Genomic DNA, 18,335 nt, shown 5'->3' on the forward strand with positions numbered 1-18,335 from the left:
AGCCATGCAATCTGCACCACTAAAACGCAATCTCGGCCTTACGCTTTTGACCCTGTACGGGGTTGGCGTGATGGTGGGCGCAGGGATTTACGTTCTGGTTGGAAGCGTTGCCGCCCAGGCCGGGATATGGGCGCCGTTGGCGTTTCTCGTGGCGGGGCTCATCGCGGCGCCTTCTGCACTTTCCTACGCTGAACTGTCTTCGCGTATTCCTGAAGCATCTGGCGAAGCTGCCTATGTCGAAAAAGGGTTAAACAGTCATTTCCTGGCCGTGCTGATCGGTTTGGCCATCGTGCTGGCAGGTACAGTGTCGGCCGCGGCGGTGCTAAAGGGCGGTGTCGGATATCTCACGGCGATCATCGACGTGCGCGCAGAGTGGGCAATTATCGGGGTTGGAGCAGCTTTGACGCTGGTGGCCATCATTGGTGTTCTGGAAAGCTTGTCGCTGGCAGCCGTATTCACGGTGACCGAGGTTTTGGGACTGGCCATTGTGATCTATGCCGGATTTACCGCAGCACCCGTTCCCGAAGCCGCAACATTGACCATGCCCCATTGGCCCGGTGTGGCCGGGGCAGCGGTATTGGCCTTTTTTGCGTTCATTGGTTTTGAAGATTTGGTGAATATGGCGGAGGAAGCACGCGATCCAACGCGTGTCGTCCCCCGGGCCATCTTGATTGCACTCGCCATTACAACCTTGCTGTATATTCTCGTCTCACTGGCCGCTGTGCGCGCGGTTCCTGTTGAGGCGTTGGCAAATTCAGAACGTCCGCTTGTCTTGGTGTGGGAAGCAAAATTCACTGCTTCTCCTGTGATCTTGGGCGCTATTGCAGTGGCTGCGGCGCTCAATGGCGTGCTTGCACAGATCGTGATGGCGGCACGTGTGCTCTACGGTCTCGGACGACGAGAAAAGCGTCTTCGAGTGTTTTACCGCGCACATCCGAAATTTGGTACGCCAGCGCTTGCGACCTTTCTGTTGGGCGCTGCGGTTATCCTTGCGGCGTTGCTTTTGCCTGTGTCCGATCTGGCAACGCTCACCGCAATTGTACTCCTGATGGTGTTTGCGGTGGTAAATCTTGCATTGATTGCGTTGAAACGTCGCGAGCCGAATGCGCCCTTCCGGACCGCAACATGGATCCCATGGGCTGGGTTGATCGCCTCTGTGCTGGCCCTAACGTCGTCATTCATAACAGGAGCACTTTGGTGAGTTACCCTCTGATTTTGGCCTGCTTTTGGGTGTTTGCTGCCTCGGCGGTGGCGTTTCTTCCCATGCGGCGGCAATTTGCTCCCGGTCTTATTTTGCTGATTGTGGCGCCATTGCTGGTGCTGTGGATCGGCATAGAGCATGGATGGATGTGGATGGTCGCCGCGTCTCTTGCGGTGATCTCACTTTTCCGGCGACCGCTGTGGTATCTCCTGCGCCGTCTTTTAGGAAAGGTTTGATGTTATGAGCTGGACACTTCTTCTATCCTGTCTCTGGATCATAGGTGCAAAAATTGCGTCCATGCGACCGTCTGAACATAAGCATTGGCCACTGGCCTATGCGCTGATGCCACTAGGCGTGCCGATCGTGCTCTTGGCATGGTGGGAGCACGGTGCCGGAGTCGCATTTTTCGTATTGGCGATTGGAATGGTTGTGCTGCGCTGGCCTGTAATCTATCTGGGTCGACGGATTCTTAGACTGGTAAAAGGGGCAGGCGATGGCACGGCCTGATCAAATCGACATTCGTGGTCAGCTGTTGGCAGATAAAGAGCTGGCCGGGCTGACATGGCTTCGTGTGGGGGGGCCGGCCGAGTGGCTGTTCATGCCCGCAGATGAAGACGATCTGGCGCAGTTCCTGTCACAGCTTGATGCGGACATACCGGTTTTTCCCATGGGCGTGGGCTCCAACCTGATCGTGCGCGATGGCGGTATTCGTGGCGTAGTGATCCGTATGGGGCGTGGCTTCAACGGGATCGAATTTGATGGGAACCGAGTGACGGCCGGTGTGGCGGCACTTGATGCCCATGTGGCGCGGAAATCAGCCGATGTCGGGCTTGACCTGACCTTCCTGCGCACCATTCCCGGCGCCATTGGTGGAGCCGTGCGGATGAATGCGGGCTGTTATGGGGCCTACGTCGCAGATGTGTTTATCGAAGCACAGGCCATTACACGGGCAGGGGGGCGGGTCACGCTCTCGGCAGAGGACCTCCGGTTTCAGTATCGTCAGACGGAACTGCCCGAAGGTTGGGTGATCACCAAAGCGGTGTTTGAAGCCCCGTATGGCGAAGCAAAGGCCCTTCACGCGCATATGGAAGCGCAGATTGCCAAGCGGGATGAGACCCAACCCACCAAAGATCGCACTGCGGGATCCACGTTTCGCAATCCCGCCGGTTTCAGTTCCACCGGCAAAGCGGATGATAGCCATGAGCTCAAGGCATGGAAGGTGATCGAAGACGCGGGGATGCGGGGGGCCACTTTGGGTGGTGCGCAGATGAACCCAATGCACTCCAACTTCCTGACCAACACAGGCGGCGCAACCGCTGCTGACCTGGAAGGATTGGGCGAAGAGGTGCGAAAAAAGGTTTACGACCACAGCGGGATACAGCTAGAATGGGAAATTAAGCGCGTGGGTGAAACCGCACCTAAATAAGTGGACCGCGAGCTTGGGTTGAACAGGAAGATTTTCGGTTCGACCTTGTTTCAAGAGGCAGAGCAGCCTCCTTTAAAATTCATTTGGGCGCAGCTTCCGGGCAGGGGGTATGTGTCTGATAAGAAGGACCAAATCGGTCCGGGATACGAGGCATATGGCGGGCAAGTCCGAGCAGGCAACCCCGAAAGTCGTGATGCTGATGGGTGGACCCTCTGCCGAGCGCGAGGTGTCACTGACCAGCGGGCGCGAATGCGCCAAGGCTTTGCGGGCAGAAGGATTTGAAGTGGTCGAGCTGGATGCTGGACCCGACCTTGTCGAACGTCTGAAAGAAAATGCACCGGATGTTGTCTTCAATGCCCTGCATGGTCGCTGGGGTGAAGATGGCTGTGTGCAAGGCATCCTGGAATGGCTGAACATTCCCTATACGCATTCCGGCGTGCTGGCGTCGGCTCTGGCGATGGACAAAGAGCGCGCCAAAGAGGTGTTTCGTGCGGCCGGACTGCCAGTGGTGAACTCGGTTCTGGCGGAGCGGGAAGACGTAAAATCCCGTCATGTGATGGAACCGCCCTATGTGGTGAAGCCTTATAATGAAGGCAGCTCTGTCGGGATTTACATCGTCAGCGATGGGGCCAATACCCCGCCACAACTGGCCGACACCATGCCCGACACCGTGATGGTGGAAACCTATGTGCCCGGGCGCGAATTGACCACGTCAGTGATGAGCACCGAAACCGGGACACGTGCCTTGGGGGTAACCGACATCATCACTGATGGCTGGTATGACTACGACGCAAAATATGCCGAAGGGGGATCTCGCCATGAAATCCCCGCCAAGATCCCTGCCGAAATCGAGGCTGCCTGTTTGGATTACGCTTTGCGCGCCCACGAGGCGCTTGGTTGCAAAGGGGTAAGCCGTACCGATTTCCGCTGGGATGAGGCGCGTGGCCTTGACGGGTTGATCCTCTTGGAAACCAACACCCAACCCGGCATGACCCCAACCTCACTTGTGCCTGAACAAGCGGCCCATTGCGGAATGACATTTGGTCAGTTCTGCGCTTGGCTGGTGGAGGATGCGTCATGCAATCGCTGACTCCATCCCGTCGCGCGGCTTCTGGTCTGAAACAGGATACCCATCGCCGCGACCCAGCCCCGTCACGCATTGCTTATAAGATCAACAGGCTCTGGCTGACGCCACTCTTTCGTGCCTTTCTGCGCGTTGGGGTGCCGGTTTTTCTGGTGCTGTTTGCGATAGGCTGGTTCTTTTCCAACCCGACCAATCGATATGCCATTGGCGAAAAATTCACTGAAATCAAACGGTCCGTACAAGAACGCCCCGAGTTCATGGTCAAGCTGATGGCCGTCGAAGGGGCAACCCCAATTGTCGACGACGCCGTGCGGGCGATCCTGCCGATCAGTTTCCCAATTTCGTCCTTTGACCTCGATCTTGAGGTGATGCGGGGTGAAATCATGAAGCTTGATGTGATTGAGAATGCCGAACTTCGCGTTCGCCCCGGAGGTGTGCTTGAAGTAGCAATCACCGAACGCGATCCAGTGGTGATCTGGCGTACGGATGGTCAATTGGAGCTTTTGGATGGCACCGGTCATCGCGTGGCAAGCCTGACTGCCCGGTCCGCGCGTGCCGACCTGCCGATGGTGGTTGGACAAGGGGCCGACCAAGCGGTGAACGAAGCACTTGCATTGATCAAGACCGCGCGTCCGCTGGCTGGAAAACTGCGAGGCTTGGTCCGCGTGGGAGAACGCCGCTGGGATCTGGTCCTGGACCGTGAGCAACGCATCATGCTGCCCGAAGATCAACCAGTTCAAGCACTTGAACAGGTTTTAGCCCTCGATCAGGCTCAGGATCTTCTGGCCCGAGACTTGACCGCAATTGACATGAGAAGCCCCCTGCGACCGACCTTGCGTCTGGCAGAGCCAGCAACGGAAGAATTGCGCAGAATCAAGGGGATGGAAATGGGAGACACAGCTGATGAGTGATCTATATACCCAACAACGCGCCATGCGGTCGATGAGAGAAGCCGCGATGCAACGCGGGGTGATCGCCATTCTGGATGTGGGCACCTCAAAAATCGGTTGCCTTGTCCTGCGGTTTGATGGGGCTGACCATATCCGTGAAGGGGATGGGGTTGGCAGTCTCGCAGGGCAAAGCGCCTTTCGTGTCATCGGCGCCGCAACCACGCGCTCACGCGGCGTGCGATTTGGTGAAATTGACGCAATGCAGGAAACTGAGCGCGCAATTCGCACTGCTGTTCAGGCGGCGCAGAAAATGGCCAATGTCCGCGTCGATCATGTGATCGCCTGTTTCTCGGGCGCCAATCCGCGGTCTTACGGTCTGGCAGGCGCGGTGGATATTGAGAACCGAGCTGTGACCGAAGATGATGTGGCCCGTGTTCTCGCCTCTTGCGACGTTCCAGATTTCGGGGCGGGGCGCGAAGTGCTGCACGCGCAACCGGTGAATTTTGCGCTGGATCACCGTTCTGGCCTGTCAGATCCGCGCGGACAGATCGGCAACCGGCTGGCCGTAGATATGCACTTGTTGACGGTCGACAGCACCGTGATCCAGACACTTCTTTATTGCATCAAACGCTGCGATCTTGAGGTGGCCGGATTGGCAAGCTCTGCCTATGTGTCCGGCATTTCCGCGCTTGTTGAAGATGAACGCGAATTGGGGGCGGCCTGTATCGATCTGGGGGGCGGTTCTACCGGCCTGTCGATCTTTATGAAGAAACATATGATTTTTGCCGACAGCGTGCGTCTGGGCGGCGATCATGTGACGTCCGACATCTCTAAAGGACTTCAAGTTCCGCTCGCAACCGCCGAAAGAATAAAGACTTTTTATGGAGGCGTGGTTGCAACCGGTATGGATGACCGGGAAATGATTGAAATTGGAGGGGACACGGGCGACTGGGAGCATGATCGCCGCACGGTAAGCCGAGCGGAACTGATTGGCATCATGCGTCCGCGTGTAGAAGAGATTTTGGAAGATGTTCGTACCAGTCTGGATGCTGCTGGGTTTGATCACCTTCCAAGCCAACAGATTGTGTTGACTGGTGGTGCGAGCCAAATCCCCGGGCTTGATGGGCTTGCCCCCAAGATCCTTGGTCAACAAGTCCGTATCGGACGCCCGCTGCGTGTTCAGGGGCTGCCTCAGGCCGCAACTGGGGCAGGGTTCGCCTCCTCCGTCGGGCTGTGTCTTTTTGCGGCGCACCCACAGGACGAATGGTGGGATTTTGAGATCCCCGCCGAAAGCTATCCGGCCCGCAGCCTCAAGCGGGCAATGAAGTGGTTCAAGGACAACTGGTAACAGACGTGTTTCGAAATCAAGCCGCCAGGCGGTACGTTTCGAAATGCCTTACACATCAAATAGTTTTGAGCGATAAGTCACTTGGCTCAAACCTAGAGGGTTTGTTTGTGCCAACCCCCAAATAAGGTGTGATGGGCGAAATCCTGCTGATTTTACAGCGAGTTTCCCCATATTTTGCGTGTTTTACTTGAATTCGGGCGTGACGAGCAGGGGGTTTTTAAGGTATTATGGCTGAAAAGAGGCAGTCACCGGCGATTCACGCCGACAAGAACACACCACGCTGACGCAGGCCAAAGACGCCGCGCAGCACCATATAAACAGGCGGACAGATCATGACATTGAACCTTACCATGCCTGGTCAGGAAGAATTGAAACCTCGTATCACGGTGTTTGGCGTGGGCGGTGCCGGGTGCAACGCTGTCAACAACATGATCGAGAAAGAACTTGAAGGCGTTGAATTTGTCGTCGCCAACACAGATGCACAGGCATTGCAACATTCGCGTGCAAATGACCGAATCCAGATGGGGGTGAAAGTCACCGAAGGTCTGGGTGCCGGTGCGCGCCCCTCTGTGGGTTCGGCTGCGGCAGAAGAAAGCATTGAACAAATCGTGGATCACCTGGCGGGCGCTCATATGTGCTTTATCACCGCTGGTATGGGTGGCGGAACCGGCACAGGGGCGGCCCCGATCATCGCACAGGCTGCGCGTGAACTTGGCGTTCTGACCGTTGGCGTTGTGACCAAGCCCTTCCAGTTCGAAGGTGCCAAGCGGATGAAACAGGCCGAGGACGGCGTGGATGCGCTCCAGAAAATGGTCGATACGCTGATCATTATCCCGAACCAGAACCTGTTCCGTCTGGCCAATGAGAAAACCACCTTTACCGAAGCCTTTTCGATGGCAGATGACGTTCTGTATCAAGGTGTTAAGGGTGTGACGGACCTGATGGTTCGCCCAGGCCTGATCAACCTCGACTTTGCCGACGTGCGCGCCGTGATGGACGAAATGGGCAAAGCGATGATGGGCACCGGCGAGGCCGATGGCGAAGATCGCGCGGTTCAGGCGGCTGAAAAGGCCATTGCCAACCCGCTTCTGGACGAGATTTCGTTGCGTGGCGCCAAAGGTGTTCTGATCAACATCACTGGCGGATACGATCTGACCCTGTTTGAACTGGACGAGGCGGCAAACCGCATTCGTGAGGAAGTGGATCAGGATGCCAATATCATCGTGGGGTCGACCCTCGATAACGATATGGAAGGCGGCATGCGCGTTTCTGTCGTGGCCACTGGCATTGACGCAACTGAAGCTTCGCAGGAAATCCCCGTTCCACGTCGTCGTCTGGCTGAACCTCTTCAGACCCCGCTGGCGGTCGAAGAAAAATTTGAACACCCACAGGACGCTACAGTTACGGCAGACACTCCGACCGAACCTTCTCTGTTCGATGAGGAATTGAACCCGACCGAAGCCGCCGCTGAAGAGCAGGTTGAGAATGTGTTCCCGGCTGAGAGCGCTGGTGGCGATCTGCCGCCGCCCGCTTACCAACCACAGGCTACCGAAGCTCCGGTGTACGAGGCTCAACCTGAACCGCAGCACGAGCAGTTTGCAGAGCGGTTTGAACAAGAGCCGGAGGTTGCTCAGTTTGTAGCCCCTCAGAAACCGGCTCCCGGAACGCCTTCGCCCGAAGCTCTGGCGCGTCTGCAGGCCGCGGTTCATAACCAACCGCGTGCGCAGCAGGCACAACCGGCTCAGCCACAGCAAGCGGCTCAACATCCCACCCAGCAGTCTCATGCTGCTGAGAAACCTCGCTTCGGAATCAACTCGTTGATCAACCGTATGACGGGGGCAGGTGCTGCGGAAGGCGCAGTCGCGCGTCCTCAGCCTCCGGTCGAGACACCGAATGAGCAACCACAGATGGATGCGGACCAGGAAAAGGTTGAAATTCCGGCTTTCCTGCGTCGACAGGCCAACTGATTTCATATGAAATATTGGCAAGAGCCCGCCTGTTCTTGCCAAGTCAACTTCCAAGCGGCCACTCTTTTTGGGTGGCCGTTTTTCTTTAGTTTTCAGAATGATAAGTGGTAGAGTTGAGGCGAGAATTTTCTCTGATTTACGTTTAAGTCACCATGTTTCAATCCGTTACAAATGATTGAATTGTTGTGGTGGGCCATTGGGGGTAGCTAGTAGGCACCGGCGATACGTCCGGAAGCCACCTATGAGGGCCTTCGTGCAAACCACTCTCACATCCTCTGTCACCTTCTCCGGAACCGGTCTGCATTCGGGACGCCCCGTGCGCATGACAGTCCATCCGGCTTCGGCAGAATATGGGATCTGGTTCAAACGCACGGATGTTGCTGATCGGGACAATATGATACCGGCGCATTGGGCGTCCGTTGTGCCATCTCGCTTGTGCACCTTGATCCGAAATGATGCGGGTTGCGAGGTGTCGACAATCGAACACATCATGGCGGCACTTGCTGGTTGTGGTGTGCACAATGCTCTTGTCGAGATTGATGGACCCGAAGTTCCTATTCTTGATGGCAGTTCATCCCGGTTCGTCGATGGTCTGATCCGTGCTGGCGTGCGCGAACTTTGTGATCCCGTATGCGTGATCGAATTGCTGGCGCCGGTGGAATATTCCGAAGGAGATGCCTGGGCACGTCTTGAACCCGCGGATGGGTTCGAAATGGATTTCCACATTTCATTTCCAGACGGTGCCATTGGCACGCAGGATAAAAAACTGGATCTTTCCAACGGAAATTTTGTGCGTGAGCTGTCGGATTGCCGGACTTTCTGCCGTCAGGCAGATGTGGACGCAATGCGCAAAGCGGGTCTTGCTCTTGGTGGGACCTATGAAAACGCCGTTGTGGTGGATGGGGACAAAGTCCTGTCTCCCGGTGGATTGCGCCGGGCAGATGAAGCCGTGCGTCACAAGATGCTAGATGCCCTTGGCGACCTCTTTCTGGCAGGCGCCCCGCTTAAGGCGCGCTATGTGGGGCACAAATCGGGCCATGCAATGACCAACAAGTTGCTGCGTGCCTTGTTTGATCAACCTGAATGCTGGCGTTTGACCACTTGCAGCGACGACCTGGCACGCCGCCTTCCTGGCGTTGGGGTGAACCGTTCGGATCTTCCGCTGACGGCCTGATTGTCGATGTGATTGTTAAGGTTGGGTTGTCTGACCAGCGACAAGTCGTGAAAAACCCCCGCAAGACCATTTTGTACCGTAAGAATCTGTGTTAGGACTTGCCAACGGAAGGGCTGATTTTTCCCCTCTATGATTTGAGTTACAGGGTAGGCATCCACTATGATCAGAGCCAATCTGACAAAGGCCATATCGACGGCGCTTGTATCCGCTTTCTTGCTTTCCGCCTGTTCTGGTGGCGGGATTATTGGCGGACTTTTCGGTGGAGGAGATGCCGTCGAATCCAAGCCGATCGAACAGTGGACTGCTGAAGAGATCTACAAGCGTGGTGAATATGATCTTGAACGTGGTCAACCAGATGATGCCGCGAAGTGGTTTGGCGAGGTTGAACGTCTCTATCCCTATTCCGCATGGGCCAAACGCGCTTTGATCATGCAGGCTTTCGCCTATCACAAAGATCGCGAATACGAACAATCCCGCGCCACCGCACAGCGCTATATCGATGTCTATCCGGCAGATGAAGATGCCGCCTATGCACAATATCTCCTGGCACTCAGCTATTATGACCAGATTGACGAAGTGGGCCGCGATCAGGGGCTGACCTTCCAGGCACTTCAGGCCCTTCGGGCGGTGATCGAGGGGTACCCCGATACCGAATATGCCAAGTCGGCGATCTTGAAATTCGATCTCGCGTTTGATCACCTTGCTGGCAAGGAAATGGAAATCGGGCGCTACTACCTCAAACGCAAGCATTATGCGGCGTCGATCAATCGATTCCGCGTGGTTGTCGAAAACTTCCAGACCACAACACATGTGGCCGAGGCGTTGCATCGTTTGGTGGAAAGTTATCTCTCGCTTGGGTTGGCGGAAGAGGCCCAGACGGCCGGGGCCATTCTCGGGCACAATTTCCAATCAACCGAATGGTATGAAGACAGCTATCGGCTGCTGACAAATGCAGGTCTTAAACCTGAGGCCAAAGGCGACAGCTGGCTGGCCGGTGTTTATCGCCAGTTGATCAAGGGTGAGTGGCTGTAGGCCCGGTATCATGGGCGTTCTGGCGCAGGATTTGGGGGCGGTATGCTGCGACATCTGGACATTCGTGATCTGCTGATCATCGACCGGCTGGAACTCGATTTTCAGCCCGGTCTGAATGTACTTACCGGGGAAACCGGCGCGGGAAAGTCGATTCTTCTGGACAGTCTTGGGTTCGTATTGGGCTGGCGTGGCCGGGCCGATCTGGTGCGCAGCGGGGCAGAGCAGGGCGAAGTCACCGCGGTCTTCGAACTCGCTGATGATCATCCTGCGCGTGCGGTGCTGGAAGAGGCGGGGATCTCAGCGGAAGATGAGTTGATCCTGCGTCGTGTCAATCGCGCAGATGGCCGGAAAACCGCCTGGATCAATGATCGTCGTGCGTCGGGTGATGTCTTGCGGGCTTTGTCCGAGACCCTCATCGAACTGCATGGCCAACAGGATGATCGTGGCCTGTTGAACCCACGCGTACATCGCCAATTGCTTGATGCATTTGGTGGTCTGGAGAATAAACTGGCCAACACCCGTGCGGCCTGGCGCACGTTGTCGTCCGTTCAAAAATCACTTTCCGAAGCCCATGAAAAAATGGTCGCTGCTCAGGCCGAAGAAGAATTCCTGCGCCATGCCGTCGAAGAACTCGATCAACTCGACCCGCAGCCCGGGGAGGAACCCGAGCTTGATAAGCGCCGCCGCATGATGCAGGCCGCTGAGAAAATTGGCGATGATATTCAGCGGGCCCATCAGGCGCTAGGATCCGGGGAAGGGGCCGAAGCCCGCCTTGGGGATGCGCTACGCTGGCTTGAAGGGGTGGTTGATCAGGCCGGGGATAGCCTTGATGATCCGATCAGTTTTGTTGGGCGCGCCATGGCAGAATTGAGTGATGCGATTGCCGGAGTTGAAACGGCGATGGAGCAGCTCCAATATAACCCACATGAGTTGGAACTGGTCGAAGAGCGGCTCTTCGCCATTCGCGGTCTTGCTCGAAAACATAATGTGCAACCCGAAGAATTGGGTGCTTTTGCGGACAGCCTTCGCAACCGCCTTCAAGCGCTCGATGCCGGGGCTGAACAGATTGCTGAGTTGGAAGCGGGTTTGCGTGAGGCCGAAACTGCGTATGAACAGGCCGCCCAGAGCCTGCATGATGCACGGATGAAAGCCTCCAAGATGCTGGACACGGCAATGGGAAAGGAACTTGCTCCGCTCAAGATGGATCGCGCTGTCTTTACCACGCAAATCGACGAAGGCGCTCCCGGCCCGGATGGCTTTGATCGTGTGACCTTCACTGTGGCGACCAATCCTGGCGCTCCCTCGGGTCCCCTGAACAAAATCGCCTCTGGCGGCGAACTCAGCCGGTTCCTGTTGGCCCTCAAAGTATGCCTGACACGCGATGCGGAGGGGCTGACCATGATCTTTGACGAGATCGATCGCGGCGTCGGAGGTGCAACCGCAGATGCAGTTGGTCGACGGCTGCAGGCTTTGGCCAAGGACGGACAAGTGCTTGTTGTCACGCATTCACCGCAAGTGGCGGCGCTCGGTGGGCACCATTGGCGTGTGCAGAAATCCGTGAACGATGGGATGACCCGCTCGACTGTCGTTCCCCTGTCTTCTGGTGATCGCGTGGATGAACTGGCACGCATGATCTCGGGCGATACCATTACCGAAGCGGCGCGCGCTGCGGCACAGGAACTTCTGAACGGGTAATTCCTTTCCTCTTGCTGAAAATATCCTGGGGTGAGGCCGCTAGGCCGAGGGGCAAAGCCACTTCTTTATTCTCAGTTCTGGCGCACCAGTTTCCCAGGGTTGAGGATACCCGTTGGATCCAGTGCCCGCTTGATCTCTCCCATCACGGTCCAACCGTCACCATGTTCTTCTTGCATGAGCCCGAGCTTTCCGATGCCAATGCCATGCTCCCCGGTTATGGTCCCTCCCAGCGCCAGCGCGCGCTGGCTCATCCTCTCCGCAAGGGCTTTGGCTGTCGCCATCTCCGCGTCATTATCTTTTTCGATCAACAAGATCGCATGGAAGTTTCCATCTCCGACATGACCGAGAATGGGACCGGGCAGCCCCGATTCAGCAATTTCGGCACGGGTTTCCTCGACCGCTTGTGCCAATTTCGATATCGGGACACAGATATCGGTCACAAGAGCATTGGCGCCGGGGCGCAAAGCGGTGACTGCGTAGAATGCGTTGTGCCGGATCTTCCACAATCGATTGCGGTCTTCGGTTCGGGTGGCGCTTTCGTAACCTGAGGCACCAAAATCGCGCGCGATTTCACCAAAACATTCAGCGGCTTCCTCAACAGCGCTGTCACTGCCATGAAACTCCACCAGAAGATGCGGGCAGAGCGGCAGGGAAATCCCCGCATAGTCGTTCACCGCACGCGTGCTGTCTGCATCCAAAAACTCAATACGTGCCATCGGAACACCCATCTGGATGACCTGTTGAACGGTTGCCACCGCAGAGGCCAGATCGGGGAAAGCGCAGACACCTGCACTGATCGCTTCGGGTGTGCCGTGAAGGCGCAGCGTCAATTCGGTGATGATCCCAAGCGTGCCTTCTGCTCCGATAAATAAGGCGGTCAGATCATAGCCAGAAGCGGATTTTGCAGCGCGTGATCCAGTTTTGATCACCCGCCCGTCAGCCAGCACAACGGTCAAGCCCAATACGTTGTCGCGCATCGAGCCATATCGAACGGTTGTCGTTCCGGACGCCCGGGTTGAGGCCATCCCCCCGATCGTCGCATTGGCTCCGGGATCAACCGGGAAAAACAGACCCGTGGCGCGCAATTCGCTATTGAGGTCTTCTCGGGTAAGCCCGGCTTCCACAACGGCCAGCATATCCCCGGGATCGGCCATTTTCAGACGGTTCATTCGGCTCAAGTCCAGTGATACACCACCATTAAGTGGGGTCGTGTGCCCCTCAAGAGAGGTACCAGCTCCAAATGCAATGACCGGAATACGGCTCTTGTGGCAAATCCGAAGGATGCGAGAGACCTCATCCGTGCTCTCCGGCCAGACCACCAGATCCGGGAGGATTGTTGGAAAATGGGTCTCTGATCCCCCATGTTGTTCCAGATCGGACTTGGAGCGGCTTACCCGATCGCCTAAAAACGAAGTAAGCTCGGCAAAAACGGCGTCGATGGACATCCATCATCTCCCAAACAGCAGCCGAGATAGACTAGCCCGAATGGGCTATCGGGAAAAGGGTCGGGTATAGTTTTGACAATTTCTAATCAATTAAAAGGGTTAATTCTCAAAACATTACATAGAAGACTCGAGGGTTTGTCCTTGGGTTGGAAACTGTTGCGCGAAAAAGGCCCTTCGCAGGTGCAATTCTGGCTGATTGCCTTGATTATCGGGATCATTTCGGGCGCCGCCGCACTTGGATTTCGCAAAGGCATCGAATGGTTGCAAGCCACCCTTTATGGAACCGATGACATTGCCCATCTACACAGTTTTGCGTCGACCTTGCCCTGGTACTGGATCCTGATCCTTCCCGCGATTGGTGGTCTGGTTGTCGGGATTATCTTGAACTGGTTTACGCCTGACGGGCGCGTTCGCTCAGTTGCTGATGTGATTGAAGGGGCGGCGCTTTGGGATGGCCGGGTAGAAAAGCGGGCGGGCATCGGCTCGGCGATCGCATCGTTCATCACGCTGTCAACCGGGGGATCATCCGGACGTGAAGGCCCTGTGGTGCACATGGCGGGGGTGGTATCAAGCTGGATTGCGACCAAGATCAAGGCTGACGGGATCACTGGGCGTGATCTTTTGGGATGTGCCGTGGCGGCAGCGGTATCAGCCAGTTTCAACGCTCCGATTGCAGGGGCTTTGTTTGCCTTAGAAGTGGTTCTGCGCCATTTTGCCGTTCACGCGTTCGCGCCGATTGCCATCGCTGCCGTTGCGGGCACGGTTATCAATCGGCTGGAATATGGCGGTATGACAGAGTTCATCCTGCCCCAGGAAGGCTCGCTTGCCTTCTATGTCGAGCTGCCTGCATTTCTGATCCTGGGAATCCTGTCTGGTTTTGTGGCCGTCGCTCTTATGAAAGCAATATTTTTTGCCGATGACGTAGGAAATAATGTGCAGGAAAAACTGCGATTGCCCAAAGTGCTGCGCCCTGCGCTCGCTGGGCTTATGCTTGGTGCCATTGCCATTGCCTATCCTCATATTATCGGTGTTGGTTATGAGACCACGTCGCTGGCATTAACTGGCGAACTTTTATTGCATGAAGCGATCATCTTCACTGTGATCAAAGTATTTGCGGTGGCAATTACCATGGCCGGGCGTATGGGGGGCGGTGTTTTCTCGCCCGCATTAATGACCGGAGCACTGACGGGTCTTGCGTTTGGCATAATCGCCACCGCGATTTTCCCGGATGTATCCGGTTCCGAGACACTCTATGCATTGGCCGGCATGGGAGCGGTGGCGGCGGCGGTGCTTGGTGCTCCTATTTCCACGACAATGATCGTTTTTGAGCTAACCGGTGATTGGCAGACAGGAATTGCGGTGATGTGCGCCGTCTCCCTCTCGACCGCATTGGCCAGCCGGTTGGTGGATCGATCTTTCTTCCTGACCCAGTTGGAGCGGCGCAATATCCATCTTGCTGCGGGCCCACAGGCCTATCTTCTCTCCACGGTTCGCGTGGCATCGGTGATGCACGAACAAATCGAAGATCGAGCGCCGGATGACGGAGACTGCTGGGAGCTGATCGAACAGGGTGTGTATGTGGATGGCAATGCCACGCTTGAAGCGGTTATGCCGATCTTTGAAAGCACAGGGGCCACGTTCATTCCGGTTGTCACGTTGGGCGGGGAAGCAGATGCGCCTGACCTGTGGGGTGTTATTTTTCATGTGGACGCGCTTAAGGCGTATAATAAAGCACTGGCGGAAACTGCGAAGGAAGAGCATTCCTGACCTCAAAACAATCGAAATCAGCTTGAGTCAACTACTGGTCTGGATTCTAGTTTTCTAGTTTTCTAGTTTTCTAGTTTTCTAGTTTTCTAGTTTTCGCCACTGGTAATGATTGAGTGATTATTTGGTCAAGGCCCGGGTCAAGGCGCAGAACTCCTCAAGACCAATCTCTTCCGCTCTCGATGTGGGTTTGATCCCAACAGAGGTCAGGATATCCTCGATCTCAGGGCTAAGCCCTTTGAGAGATGCGCGCAGCATTTTCCGGCGCTGATTAAAAGCGGTCGCGACCACCTTTTGCAACTTGTCTGCGTTTGCCTCGAAACGTGGTTCGGGTAGGGCGTCCAGATGGACCACCGCTGAGCGGATTTTTGGAGGTGGGGTGAAGGCTTCCGGTGGCAGCTCCATCACGATCTGCGCGTCACAGCGCCACTGGGCCAGAACCGCCAGGCGTCCATAGGCTTTGGACCCGGGCTGGGCAACAATCCGTTGCGCCACTTCTTTCTGGAACATCAAGGTCAGGCTGGACCAGGCAGGGGGCCAGATTTTAGGCGTCAGCCATCGCACCAAAAGTTCTGTTCCCACATTATAGGGCAGGTTGGCCACGACCCGGATCGGCGGGGTGAGATGTTGAAGCGGGTCCAGTTCAAGCGCGTCGGCATTGATCACGTCAAGCCGCCCGGGATAGGCTGCCTGAATTTCTCCAAGCGGCCCCATGGCGCGACTGTCCTTTTCAACGGCCAGCACCTTGCGCGCGCCTTCTGCCAGCAGGCCACGGGTCAATCCACCCGGGCCGGGGCCCACTTCGAGCACGTCACATTGGGTCAGATCCCCCGCCTGACGGGCAATTTTTGAGGTCAGGTTCAGGTCCAGCAGGAAGTTCTGCCCCAGAGACTTCTTCGCCACCATCCCATGGGTGGCAATCACCTCGCGCAGCGGAGGAAGGCCATCGATCTGGCTCATGGTTCGGTTCCATTCGAGTCCGCTGTCATCCCGCGCGCCTGCGCCATGGTCCAGGCCAAACGCAATGCGGCAATCAGCGAGCTGGGGTTCGCAATGCCCTGTCCCGCAATATCAAATGCTGTGCCATGATCCGGAGAGGTGCGGACAAATGGAAGGCCAAGAGTAACATTCACACCCCCCGCAAAATCGATGGTTTTGATCGGGATGAGTGCCTGGTCGTGATACATGCAGATCGCGGCATCATAGCCCGCCCGGGCCGCTGCGTGGAACATTGTGTCGGCAGAACGAGGGCCGGACAGGTCCATCCCCTCGGCGCGCAGCGTGTCGAGAAGGGGGGAAATCATCTCAATCTCATCGCTCCCCATCGCGCCGCCTTCTCCTGCGTGCGGGTTAAGACCAGCAACGGCGATCCGCGGCACAGAAATGCCAAAATCACGGATCATTGCCTCATGTGTGGTCCGGATTACCTGTTCGAGCTTCTTTTGGCTGAGGGCTGCGGGAACTTCGGACAGGGGGATATGGATTGTGACAGGCACAACACGCAACTCTTCGCAGGCGAGCATCATCACCACATCCGCCCCCCCAGCCAGATCGGCCAGAAATTCGGTATGGCCCGGAAAGGCAAACCCGGCACCATCTTTCAAAGCCTTCTTGTGGATCGGGTTGGTGCAGATGGCGGAGGCTTCTCCGGATTTGGTAAGCGCCACGGCGCGCGCAATCACGTCAATCACATGCCGTGCATGATCCGCAACAGGAACGCCGGGCTGGCGGGCTGGGCCAAAGTCATGTCGCAACACAGGGAGATGCTCTGCGTCCAGCGCATCATTCGGAGAGGTGATTTCGACAAAGCTGGTCCCATGTGGAAGATGAGCGGGATCACCTATGAGAAAGAACGGCACGTCCCCTTGCAATGCCTCAAAGGCGGGTGCTGCGATTTCCGCTCCAATACCCGCAGGTTCGCCCGTGGTCAGGGCGATGGGGGCCAGACGGGCTGCGCTTTGGGTCATTACTGTGCAAGTTCCTTAATAAAGGCTTCTGCATGCAATTCTTCCAGAAAACCCTTTGAGAACGAAGCAAGGCGCTGGTTTTGCAATTGCAGGCGAACATCTTCGCGGTTGACCTCTTCTGGTAGAATACGGCTGCGTCCGCACAACATCAGGAAAACGAGGTTCTGACCTGAGGCTGACGTCAGCGCAATAGAGCTTTCACCGGGATCAAGTTTGGCCAGTTCGATGGCGTAACTTTGTGAAATATCCGTGACCAGCTTGGTTTCGCGCACCAGCTGTTCTTCGGGTTGACCGTCTGCAAATGGGTAAAGGTCGTCGCAGCTATCAACCCGGCTTCGAATGGCAGCAGCACTGGCATGGGCTGTTTCGGTGTTGCCGCCGGGGATTAGATAAGTTGCATAATCCACATTCACGTCGGTCGGGGCGGGCGCATCTGTTTCTTCGATTGCGCGCATCTGGAAGAGAGCAATGCCGTTTTGAACGGGAAGGGGATCTGTGACGGCACCGGGTGCCAGTGGCAAAACCTGTGCGGCGAGGGCAGGGGGGAGGTTAGAAAGTTCAACCCAATCCAGACGTCCTGACCGCCCCTTGGAGGGGGCCACCGAATAGCTGCGGGCAGCCGCTGCAAATGCAGGCAAGGTTGTGATCTCGGCCAGCTCGATCGAGCGGGCAGAGGAAGCTCTCTGTGCCTCTGGCGTATGGGCAGGCAAGATGATTTCGGATAGCAACACGCGAACCCCGGCTCCGGGTTGGCTCAGTTCAAGCTGGCGGTCGATATCTGCTTCGGTGATGCGAACCTGACGGCGGAACTTTTCACGGACGATCTTGCGCCACAGCAAGCCAGCTTCGACAAAGTCGCGGAATGTCCCAATCTCCACGCCGCCCTGTGCAAGGGCCTGTTCAAACTTTTCGAGCGTCAGCTGGAAGCGTTGGGTGAATTCCTCCATCCCTTCCTTCAGCTCTTCCGGCGACAGTGCAATCTCGACGCGCTTGGCTTCATCACGTTGAAGAGCCTCGGTTATCAGCTGCTCTTTCGCGAGTTTGTTTGGATCCCCAGGGGCACGAAGCAGGGTCAGATAGGCGACCCGCTGAGACAACTCGTAGGCGGTGATGGCCCGATCATTCACTTTGACAACAGGTTCAAACAGACCCTGCGCCATGGCAGGTGAACCGCCATGTGTCAGAACGGGCAGGGCTGTTGCCAATACGGCAAGGCCAGCGGAGAAGGCAAACCGTGTCAGGCTGTGCTTGAAAGCCTTTGGTGCACGATGCAGGGCTGTATCAAATACCTGTGTCATCTTGGGTCTGCTCATCTGATTATCCGTCGCGTTCAAATTGCGTT

At 56.5% G+C, this 18,335-nt stretch carries 16 protein-coding genes; 12 read left to right on the forward strand and 4 right to left on the reverse strand.

The window, feature by feature from the left end; genetic code table 11:
• The first annotated feature begins 4 nt into the window (after positions 1-4).
• The 11 genes from O2N63_RS10255 to recN all read left to right on the forward strand — a co-directional run bounded on the left by O2N63_RS10255 (position 5) and on the right by recN (position 11,817).
• Entirely contained in the window at positions 5-1,201 is a 1,197-nt protein-coding gene (locus tag O2N63_RS10255) for an APC family permease (protein WP_271054166.1), read from the forward strand.
• A complete protein-coding gene (locus O2N63_RS10260) occupies positions 1,198-1,437 on the forward strand; it encodes a DUF2484 family protein (RefSeq protein WP_271054167.1) in 240 nt (79 codons plus the stop codon). Before O2N63_RS10255 ends, O2N63_RS10260 begins: the two co-directional genes overlap by 4 nt.
• A gap of 4 nt (positions 1,438-1,441) precedes the next feature.
• Entirely contained in the window at positions 1,442-1,708 is a 267-nt protein-coding gene (locus tag O2N63_RS10265) for a DUF2484 family protein (RefSeq protein ID WP_271054168.1), read from the forward strand.
• Entirely contained in the window at positions 1,695-2,627 is a 933-nt protein-coding gene (gene murB / locus O2N63_RS10270; RefSeq protein WP_271054169.1) for a UDP-N-acetylmuramate dehydrogenase, read from the forward strand. Before O2N63_RS10265 ends, murB begins: the two co-directional genes overlap by 14 nt.
• A gap of 154 nt (positions 2,628-2,781) precedes the next feature.
• Complete coding sequence (locus O2N63_RS10275; RefSeq protein ID WP_271054170.1) at positions 2,782-3,717, forward strand: D-alanine--D-alanine ligase; 936 nt, start codon at positions 2,782-2,784, stop codon at positions 3,715-3,717.
• A complete protein-coding gene (locus O2N63_RS10280) occupies positions 3,705-4,622 on the forward strand; it encodes a cell division protein FtsQ/DivIB (RefSeq protein ID WP_271054171.1) in 918 nt (305 codons plus the stop codon). Before O2N63_RS10275 ends, O2N63_RS10280 begins: the two co-directional genes overlap by 13 nt.
• Positions 4,615-5,949, forward strand: a complete 1,335-nt coding sequence (ftsA, locus tag O2N63_RS10285; protein WP_271054172.1) for a cell division protein FtsA — start codon at positions 4,615-4,617, stop codon at positions 5,947-5,949. The genes O2N63_RS10280 and ftsA overlap by 8 nt, the downstream gene beginning before the upstream one ends.
• A gap of 332 nt (positions 5,950-6,281) precedes the next feature.
• Entirely contained in the window at positions 6,282-7,916 is a 1,635-nt protein-coding gene (gene ftsZ / locus O2N63_RS10290) for a cell division protein FtsZ (protein ID WP_271054173.1), read from the forward strand.
• 253 nt (positions 7,917-8,169) lie between these two features.
• The gene (gene lpxC, locus O2N63_RS10295) at positions 8,170-9,090 is read left to right on the forward strand and encodes a UDP-3-O-acyl-N-acetylglucosamine deacetylase (RefSeq protein WP_271054174.1); all 921 of its coding nucleotides are present in this window, start codon (positions 8,170-8,172) and stop codon (positions 9,088-9,090) included.
• A gap of 159 nt (positions 9,091-9,249) precedes the next feature.
• Positions 9,250-10,122, forward strand: a complete 873-nt coding sequence (locus tag O2N63_RS10300; RefSeq protein ID WP_271054175.1) for an outer membrane protein assembly factor BamD — start codon at positions 9,250-9,252, stop codon at positions 10,120-10,122.
• 42 nt (positions 10,123-10,164) lie between these two features.
• Positions 10,165-11,817 (forward strand): DNA repair protein RecN, encoded by a 1,653-nt coding sequence (gene recN / locus O2N63_RS10305; protein WP_271054176.1) that lies wholly within the window; start codon positions 10,165-10,167, stop codon positions 11,815-11,817.
• A gap of 71 nt (positions 11,818-11,888) precedes the next feature.
• On the opposite strand, the gene O2N63_RS10310 is transcribed toward recN, so the two are convergent.
• Positions 11,889-13,262: an FAD-binding oxidoreductase gene (locus O2N63_RS10310; RefSeq protein WP_271054177.1), complete on the reverse strand. Its 1,374-nt coding sequence runs from the start codon at positions 13,260-13,262 to the stop codon at positions 11,889-11,891.
• 135 nt (positions 13,263-13,397) lie between these two features.
• Here O2N63_RS10310 and O2N63_RS10315 point away from each other — a divergent pair, with 135 nt between their 5' ends.
• Positions 13,398-15,029 carry a chloride channel protein gene (locus tag O2N63_RS10315; RefSeq protein ID WP_271054178.1) on the forward strand — a complete coding sequence of 544 codons (1,632 nt, stop codon included), beginning with the start codon at positions 13,398-13,400 and terminating at the stop codon, positions 15,027-15,029.
• A gap of 117 nt (positions 15,030-15,146) precedes the next feature.
• On the opposite strand, the gene rsmA is transcribed toward O2N63_RS10315, so the two are convergent.
• From rsmA to O2N63_RS10330, 3 genes are read right to left on the reverse strand one after another with little or no spacing between them, the layout of a single operon-like run.
• Positions 15,147-15,986, reverse strand: coding sequence for a 16S rRNA (adenine(1518)-N(6)/adenine(1519)-N(6))-dimethyltransferase RsmA (gene rsmA / locus O2N63_RS10320; protein ID WP_271054179.1), 840 nt, complete (start codon positions 15,984-15,986; stop codon positions 15,147-15,149).
• On the reverse strand, positions 15,983-16,993 hold the full coding sequence (gene pdxA, locus O2N63_RS10325; protein WP_271054180.1) for a 4-hydroxythreonine-4-phosphate dehydrogenase PdxA: 1,011 nt from the start codon (positions 16,991-16,993) through the stop codon (positions 15,983-15,985). Before pdxA ends, rsmA begins: the two co-directional genes overlap by 4 nt.
• Complete coding sequence (locus tag O2N63_RS10330) at positions 16,993-18,306, reverse strand: peptidylprolyl isomerase (RefSeq protein WP_271054181.1); 1,314 nt, start codon at positions 18,304-18,306, stop codon at positions 16,993-16,995. Before O2N63_RS10330 ends, pdxA begins: the two co-directional genes overlap by 1 nt.
• Positions 18,307-18,335 lie beyond the last annotated feature (29 nt).

Origin of the sequence: Aliiroseovarius salicola (assembly GCF_027891095.1) — a bacterium.
GTDB lineage: Bacteria > Pseudomonadota > Alphaproteobacteria > Rhodobacterales > Rhodobacteraceae > Aliiroseovarius > Aliiroseovarius salicola.

What these genes read in the sequence shown, in the direction of transcription:
- ftsZ (WP_271054173.1), top strand. Translation starts at nt 6,282, where the DNA reads ATGACATTGAACCTTACCATGCCTGGTCAGGAAGAATTGAAACCTCGT.
- O2N63_RS10310 (WP_271054177.1), bottom strand. Translation starts at nt 13,262, where the DNA reads ATGTCCATCGACGCCGTTTTTGCCGAGCTTACTTCGTTTTTAGGCGAT.
- pdxA (WP_271054180.1), bottom strand. Translation starts at nt 16,993, where the DNA reads ATGACCCAAAGCGCAGCCCGTCTGGCCCCCATCGCCCTGACCACGGGC.
- rsmA (WP_271054179.1), bottom strand. Translation starts at nt 15,986, where the DNA reads ATGAGCCAGATCGATGGCCTTCCTCCGCTGCGCGAGGTGATTGCCACC.
- murB (WP_271054169.1), top strand. Translation starts at nt 1,695, where the DNA reads ATGGCACGGCCTGATCAAATCGACATTCGTGGTCAGCTGTTGGCAGAT.
- O2N63_RS10265 (WP_271054168.1), top strand. Translation starts at nt 1,442, where the DNA reads ATGAGCTGGACACTTCTTCTATCCTGTCTCTGGATCATAGGTGCAAAA.
- O2N63_RS10255 (WP_271054166.1), top strand. Translation starts at nt 5, where the DNA reads ATGCAATCTGCACCACTAAAACGCAATCTCGGCCTTACGCTTTTGACC.
- O2N63_RS10330 (WP_271054181.1), bottom strand. Translation starts at nt 18,306, where the DNA reads ATGAGCAGACCCAAGATGACACAGGTATTTGATACAGCCCTGCATCGT.
- O2N63_RS10275 (WP_271054170.1), top strand. Translation starts at nt 2,782, where the DNA reads ATGGCGGGCAAGTCCGAGCAGGCAACCCCGAAAGTCGTGATGCTGATG.
- ftsA (WP_271054172.1), top strand. Translation starts at nt 4,615, where the DNA reads ATGAGTGATCTATATACCCAACAACGCGCCATGCGGTCGATGAGAGAA.
- recN (WP_271054176.1), top strand. Translation starts at nt 10,165, where the DNA reads ATGCTGCGACATCTGGACATTCGTGATCTGCTGATCATCGACCGGCTG.
- O2N63_RS10300 (WP_271054175.1), top strand. Translation starts at nt 9,250, where the DNA reads ATGATCAGAGCCAATCTGACAAAGGCCATATCGACGGCGCTTGTATCC.
- O2N63_RS10280 (WP_271054171.1), top strand. Translation starts at nt 3,705, where the DNA reads ATGCAATCGCTGACTCCATCCCGTCGCGCGGCTTCTGGTCTGAAACAG.